The sequence below is a fragment of the Streptomyces europaeiscabiei genome, assembly GCF_001550375.1.
Lineage (GTDB): Bacteria > Actinomycetota > Actinomycetes > Streptomycetales > Streptomycetaceae > Streptomyces > Streptomyces europaeiscabiei.
Window position 1 is genome coordinate 1 of the sequence record NZ_LRTR01000131.1, and the last position, 7,100, is coordinate 7,100.

6 protein-coding genes are annotated in these 7,100 nt (G+C 69.9%); 2 read left to right on the top strand and 4 right to left on the bottom strand.

Annotated features, from left to right (window positions below; translation table 11 throughout):
- Nucleotides 1-504 (bottom strand): NsdA family TPR-like regulatory protein (locus tag AWZ10_RS06115; RefSeq protein ID WP_482258092.1); only part of this gene is annotated, 504 nt, incomplete at its 3' end.
- 426 nt (nucleotides 505-930) lie between these two features.
- Between AWZ10_RS06115 and AWZ10_RS06120 the strand changes: the two genes are divergently transcribed.
- Entirely contained in the window at nucleotides 931-1,587 is a 657-nt protein-coding gene (locus tag AWZ10_RS06120) for a bifunctional DNA primase/polymerase (RefSeq protein ID WP_046704862.1), read from the top strand.
- A 107-nt stretch (nucleotides 1,588-1,694) separates the two neighbouring features.
- Here the strand turns inward: AWZ10_RS06120 and ftsY are convergent, their stop codons facing one another.
- A complete protein-coding gene (gene ftsY, locus AWZ10_RS06125; RefSeq protein WP_046704863.1) occupies nucleotides 1,695-2,894 on the bottom strand; it encodes a signal recognition particle-docking protein FtsY in 1,200 nt (399 codons plus the stop codon).
- A gap of 329 nt (nucleotides 2,895-3,223) precedes the next feature.
- Here ftsY and AWZ10_RS06130 point away from each other — a divergent pair, with 329 nt between their 5' ends.
- Nucleotides 3,224-4,195, top strand: a complete 972-nt coding sequence (locus AWZ10_RS06130) for an LLM class flavin-dependent oxidoreductase (RefSeq protein ID WP_046704864.1) — start codon at nucleotides 3,224-3,226, stop codon at nucleotides 4,193-4,195.
- Nucleotides 4,196-4,358: 163 nt separating this feature from the next.
- Here the strand turns inward: AWZ10_RS06130 and AWZ10_RS06135 are convergent, their stop codons facing one another.
- Together AWZ10_RS06135 and AWZ10_RS06140 are read right to left on the bottom strand one after the other, a co-directional pair.
- On the bottom strand, nucleotides 4,359-5,777 hold the full coding sequence (locus tag AWZ10_RS06135; protein ID WP_060890621.1) for a sugar porter family MFS transporter: 1,419 nt from the start codon (nucleotides 5,775-5,777) through the stop codon (nucleotides 4,359-4,361).
- Nucleotides 5,778-6,012: 235 nt separating this feature from the next.
- The coding region (locus tag AWZ10_RS06140) for an AAA family ATPase (protein ID WP_159058218.1) at nucleotides 6,013-7,100 on the bottom strand (1,088 nt) is incomplete at its 5' end.

Genomic DNA, 7,100 nt, shown 5'->3' on the forward strand with positions numbered 1-7,100 from the left:
TGGCGACGGCTCGGGCTCCGCGCGCGGGGCGGGGGGCGCGGGGACGAGCCAGCGCTGCATCGGCTCGATGAGAGCCGGGCCAGCGGCGAGGGCGAGCGAGCTCCCGAGGAAGCCGCGCCGTGCCAGCATCAGGTCGCTGCGCGAGAACTCGCTGATCAGCGCCACGGTCTGCGGGCCCGTCCAGGGCAGGTCGACACCGGAGACGGACGGGGCCTGGTGGGCCGCGCGCAGTCCCAGGTCCTCCACGGCGACGACACAGCCGAACCGCTCGGAGAACAGCTCGGACAGGATCCGCGGGATCGGCTCGCGCGGATTCTCCCCGTCGAGCCAGCGCCGCACGCGTGAGGTGTCGGTGGAGATGTGGTTGGCGCCGAGCTGACGGGCCCGTCGGTTCACCTGACGGGCGAGTTCGCCCTTGGACCAGCCGCTGCGGACGAACCACGAGCCCAGCAGTTCGTTCGGGCGCTTCTCAGCGTTCGTGCCGCTTCCGCCGTTGCCGCCCACTGGAACGCCCCCATCCCTGAAACCACCTGTGCGCTGTGTGCGCCAAACCCTAACAGAATGCCGGTTACCACGCCGTACGTCCGACCCTCGTCACCCATCGAACGGAAAGACGACTTGCCTCCGGCATACCCACGAGCGCAAACGTCCCCAGGTCTCGTGCACTCAAAGTAATCCTACGATCACGCGTCCGGCCACGGCGATCCCAGAAACGCCACCATTCGCCACCCCTTCGAATGAACTCACGGTCGCCCGTACGCGATTCACTTGACACAAGACGGCCGGGAGTGGGCGGAGTGATGCATTCAGGGGCGCGCGTCGTCGACCGCACCACCCTGAATGCCGCAGTACGCCGCCCAGGCGGAAGCAGAGCGTCGTATTCCGACTCCGTCGCGTAACCACCGGCGCGCTGGACCCGTTGGAGGGGGCATGGGCTTCACGATCGGCGGCATTCGGGAGATGCGATCCGGCACGCGTCGGCGCGGCCGTTCCTCGGAATGCACGGCCGTGGCCGAGTTCACCGGCCTCTGGGGATGGGACGTCGTCCCCGGCGCGCGGACGGCTTCGGGCGCGTGTTCGTGCGGCAGGACCACCTGCTCAGCGCCCGGCGCGCATCCCCTGGGCTTCGCGCCTCCCGTCCCCGCCGGAGCGACGCTCGACGAGGTGACCGAGGCCTGGACCGAGTTCCCCGGCGCCTCCGTGATGCTGCCGGTGGGCCGCTCCTTCGACGTGATCGAGGTCGCCGAGTCCGCGGGCCGTCACGCGCTCGTCCGCCTCGAACGCATGGGCCTCCCCGTCGGCCCCGTGATCGCCACCCCCGCGGGCCGCACCCAGTTCTTCGTCGCCCCGGGCGCCGCCGCCGAGCTGCCCACGCTGCTCTACCGCATGGGCTGGGACGACCCGTCCGCCCTCGACCTGCGCGGCCTCGGCCCCGGCAGCCATGTCACCGCCCCGCCCTCCGACCGCGGCGGCCTCGGCCCCGTCCGCTGGCTCCGTTCCCCCGCCCTCGACTCGGCGACGAAGCCGCCGGCCGCGCGGCTGCTGCTGGGGACCTTGGCGTACGTGGCCCACCGGTCCCGGGCATAGCGGCGCCCCCGGATGCGCACAGAGTAAAGCGCCCGTCCCCGACTGCATGGCGGGGGCGGGCGCTTCCAACACCCCACCTACGAGTCCTCGGAGGTGGGTCTGTTCGGTTATTCGCCGATAAGTGCATCCACGAACGCCTCCGGCTCGAAGGGCGCCAGGTCGTCCGCGCCCTCTCCCAGGCCGACGAGCTTGACGGGTACGCCCAGCTCGCGCTGGACGGCGATGACGATGCCACCCTTGGCGGTGCCGTCGAGCTTGGTGAGGACGATGCCGGTGATGGCGACGACCTCGGCGAAGACACGGGCCTGGACGAGACCGTTCTGACCGGTGGTGGCGTCGAGGACGAGCAGGATCTCGTCCAGCGGCGCGTGCTTCTCCACCACACGCTTGACCTTGCCGAGCTCGTCCATGAGGCCGGTCTTGGTGTGCAGTCGGCCGGCGGTGTCGATGAGGACGACGTCGGCGCCCTCCTCGATGCCCTCCTTGACGGCGTCGAAGGCGATGGACGCCGGGTCGCCGCCCTCGGGACCGCGCACGGTACGGGCGCCGACCCGCTCGCCCCAGGTCTGCAGCTGGTCGGCGGCGGCGGCGCGGAAGGTGTCCGCGGCGCCGAGGACGACGCTCTTGCCGTCGGCGACGAGGACGCGGGCGAGCTTGCCGGTGGTGGTGGTCTTGCCGGTGCCGTTGACGCCGACGACCATCACGATGCCCGGGGTGTCCAGCGGCGAGTCGGTGTTGACCACACGGTCGAACTCGGGGACGAGGATCTGCAGCAGCTCCTCGCGCAGGAGAGTGCGCAGCTCGGCCGGGGTACGGGTGCCGAGCACCTTCACCCGCTCGCGCAGTCGTTCGACCAGCTCCTGGGTGGGCTGGACGCCGACGTCGGCGGTGAGGAGGGTGTCCTCGATCTCCTCCCAGGTGTCGTCGTCGAGGTGCTCGCGCGAGAGCAGCGTGAGCAGGCCCTTGCCGAGCGCGTTCTGCGAGCGGGAGAGCCGGGCACGCAGTCGTACCAGGCGGCCTGCGGCCGGCTCCGGGATCTCGATCTCGGGGGCGGCCGGCGGTTCCTCGACGGCGACGGGTGCCGGGGCCGTGCCGTCGGGGAGATCCACCTCCTCGATCGTTCGGCGCGGTTCGTCGCGCGGCGTCTCGGCCTCGTCGCCGACATGCGGCTCGGCCGGGGGTGCGGTGATGTCGGGTGTCGTGGGGGGCGCCGGGGGCAGCGACTTCTTCTTGCGGCCGCCTACGACGAGCCCGCCCAGCACGCCGAGCACGACCACGGCGATGACTACAGCAAGGATGAGTTCCATAACGGCTCCAGTATGCGCGACCTCCCGCCCGACGGTCCGTCGCCCACGTGGGTCCGACACACCACCGGACTGGATCCGACCCGGCCGGCGCCGATCGCGTAGGACTCGATCGCTCACCGAACGACCGAACGGCGTCGGGCAGGTCTCCCCGCACACGGCGGAAGAGGACGCGGAACGGGACCAGTGGCGGAAAGTCCCGCCGGGTACGCGAAGAAGCGTCCCCAGGGTGTGTGACGGCCCAGGCGGTGGGTCGCCTCACACCCTCCTCTAGAAACCTGACACCTCGTCAGCTAACGTCCCCCTCCACAGCCGCCCGAAGGGGGTCCCCCATGCCCGTCACGGTCGTCCGTTTCAACCTGGTAGAGCCCGGCGCCACTGCCGCCTCGCTCCGGACCCGCTACCGGGCCGCCGTCGAGATGGCCGCGTACGCCGATGAGCAGGGCATCAGTACCGTGCAGACGGAGGAGCACCACGGGGTCGAGAACAACTGGCTGCCGTCGCCGTTCGTCTTCGCTGGGGCGGTGTTCGGGGCGACGCGGCGGATCGCGGTCACGGTGTCGGCGGTGATCGGGCCGCTCCACGACCCGCTGCGGCTGGCGGAGGACATCGCCGTACTGGATCTGGTGAGCGGCGGACGGCTGGTGACCGTCGCCGGGATCGGGTACCGGCCGGAGGAGTACGCACAGTTCGACGTCGACTGGAAAGGTCGCGGAAAGCTCCAGGACGAGGTGCTGGAGACGCTGCTCCGGGCGTGGACCGGTGAGCCGTTCGCCTACCGGGGGCGCACGGTCCGGGTCACCCCGCGTCCGGGCACCGAACCGCATCCGCTGCTGCTGGTCGGCGGCTCCTCGAAGGCCGCGGCCCGCCGGGCGGCCCGCCTCGGGCTCCCCTTCTTCCCGAGCGCGCACCTGCCGGAACTGGAGGCGTACTACAAGGAGCGGCTCGTCGAGTACGGCACCGAGGGGTGGACGATGATGCCCGCCGCCGAGACCCCTTTGCTGCACGTGGCGGAGGATCCGGACCGGACGTGGGCCGCGTACGGCGGACACTTCCTGCACGAGGCGCGGACGTACGCCTCCTGGCAGTCGGCCGGCATCCGGTCGGCCGTGCGGTCGGGGGCGTCGACGGTCGGGGAGCTGCGCGCGGAGGGCGTGTACCGGATCGTCACCCCGGACGAGTGCGTGGCTCTGGGCCTGGACAACTACGTCCTGCACCCACTGGTCGGCGGGATGCCGGTCGAGGAAGGGTGGCGCGGGCTCCGCCTGTTCGCCGAGCGGGTGCTGCCGCGCCTCGACGGCTGACCATCCACCCTCGTACCCCGGTGAACCGCCATCCCGGCCCGCTCAGTGGACGAGCCGGGACGGCGGAGAAGGACGAGGAAGAAGGGCAGCGGGGACCTGCACCCTCTTCTCGAAGCCTCGAAGCCTCGAAGCCTCGAACTCGGGGAGGTGCAGGGCCGACGGCTCAGCCCATCTCCTCCAGCGTCTTGCCCTTCGTCTCCTTCACGAACCTCAGGACGAAGGGGATGGAGAGCGCCGCGAAGACCGTGTAGATCATGTAGGTCACCGAGAGGTTCCAGTCGGCCAGGGACGGGAAGCTCGCGGTGATGGCCCAGTTGGCGATCCACTGTGCGGAGGCGGCCACGCCCAGGGCGGCGGCACGGATCCTGTTCGGGAACATCTCGCCGAGCATGACCCAGACGACGACTCCCCAGGAGAGGGCGAAGAAGAGGACGAAGACGTGGGCGGCGATCAGCGCGACCCAGCCCTGTGTGGCGGGGAGCTTGCCGTCGACGAGGTCGAAGGAGAAGGCCCAGGCCTCCAGGGCGAGGCCGACGACCATGCCGACGGAGCCGATGAGGGCGAGCGGCTTGCGGCCGATGCGGTCCACGAAGATCATCGCGATGACGGTGCCGACGATGTTGATGATCGAGGTCGTGAAGGAGTAGAAGAACGACTCGGCCGGGTCGACACCGACGGACTGCCACAGCGTCGCGGAGTAGTAGAAGGCGACGTTGATGCCGACGAACTGCTGGAAGACCGACAGGCCGATGCCGATCCAGACGATCGGCTTGAAGAGGAAGCTGCCGCCGAGCAGGTCCTTGAAGGTCGACTTGTGCTCGCTGTGCATCGCCGACTCGATCTCGGCGACCCTGGCGTCCAGGTCGACGCCCTCACCCTCGACCTCGGCGAGCACCTCACGGGCGCGCTCGCCCTTGCCGACGGAGATCAGGAAGCGCGGGGACTCGGGGATCGCGAAGGAGAGCAGCCCGTACAGCACGGCCGGGACGACCATGACGCCGAGCATGATCTGCCAGGCCTCCAGGCCGAGCAGCTCACCGCGCTGGTCGCCGCCGGCGGCGTTCAGGATGCCCCAGTTGACCAGTTGGGAGATCGCGATGCCGACGACGATCGCGGCCTGCTGGAACGAGCCGAGCCGTCCCCGGTACGCGGGCGGGGCGACCTCGGCGATGTAGGCGGGGCCGATGACCGACGCCATACCGATGGCGAAGCCGCCGACGATCCGCCAGAAGGCGAGGTCGTACAGCGCGAAGGGGAGCGCCGAGCCGACGGCACTGACCGTGAAGAGGGCGGCCGCGATCTGCATGCACCGGATGCGGCCGATGCGGTCGGCTATCCGGCCGGCCGTGGCCGCGCCGACGGCGCAGCCGATCAGCGCGACGGCGATGACCTGCGCCAGCGCCGTGGAGCCGATGTCGTAGCGGTGCCGGATGGCTTCGACGGCGCCGTTGATCACGGCGCTGTCGTAGCCGAAGAGGAAACCGCCCATCGCGGCCGCCGCCGCGATGAAGATCACGTGCGAGAGATGGTCGGGCTGGGCGACCCGCACTCCCGTCCTGGGTGCCTGCGCACTGCTGGTCACGTCTGTACTCCTCGGACCACCGGCAACGTTGCCGATGTGGGGGGACCTTCAACTTGAAGGCAAAAGCAACGTTCCAGAGACTAGGCCTTCAAGTTTTGGAGTCAAGAGGGGGTATGTCGTTGTCTGAAGACGATGTTCGTCACATTGCGTTCAACTCTTGAAGATATAGAAAGGGCTGCAGACCCGGGGCGCGGGAACTGCGCGACCAGCCCCGCCTACCCGCACCCGGAAGCGACTAACGCAGCCTCTGGCTGATGACCTTCGACACGCCGTCACCCTGCATCGACACGCCGTACAACGCGTCGGCGACTTCCATCGTCCGCTTCTGGTGAGTGATCACGATGAGCTGCGACACCTCCTGCAGCTCCTGCATGATCCGGATCAGCCGCTGCAGGTTGGTGTCGTCGAGCGCCGCCTCGACCTCGTCCATCACATAGAACGGGCTGGGCCGCGCCTTGAAGATCGACACGAGCATGGCGACGGCGGTCAGCGACCGCTCACCGCCGGAGAGCAGTGACAGCCGCTTGACCTTCTTGCCCGGCGGCCGGGCCTCGACGTCGACGCCGGTGGTCAGCATGTTGTCCGGGTCGGTGAGGATCAGCCGCCCCTCCCCTCCGGGGAAGAGCCGACCGAAGACGCCCTCGAACTCCCGTGCGGTGTCCCAGAAGGCCTCGGCGAACACCTGCTCGACCCGTTCGTCGACCTCCTTCACCACCTGGAGCAGATCGGCGCGGGTCTTCTTCAGGTCCTCCAGCTGCTCGCTGAGGAACTTGTGCCGCTCCTCCAGGGCCGCGAACTCCTCCAGCGCCAGCGGATTGACCTTGCCGAGCTGCTGGTAGGCCCGCTCGGCCGCCCTGAGCCGCTTCTCCTGCTCGGCACGGTGGAACGTCTTCGGCTGATTGCGGGGGTGTTCCGGGTCCTCCGGCAGCTCCTCCCCCTCGGCAGGAAGCGACGGCGGTACGAGCTGGTCGGGCCCGTACTCCGTGATCAGCCCTTCCGGCTCGACGCCCAGCTCCTCCAGCGCCTTGGTCTCCAACTGCTCGATCCGCATCCGCTTCTCGGCGCCGAGCACCTCGCCCCGGTGTACGGAGTCGGTCAGCTTGTCCAGCTCGGCCTTGAGGTCGCGTCCCTCGCCACGGGCCTGCGCCAGCTCCTGTTCCCGGCGTGCCTTGGCGGCGTCGGCGGCGGTGCGTTCCTTCTCCGCGCGGGCCAGGGAGACCTCGACATGGCTGAGCAGCTGCCGGGCTCCGGACGCGACGGCCTCCGCCACGGCCGCCTCGTGGCGCAGCCGGGCTCTGCGCTGTTCGGCCCGCGCCCGCGCCT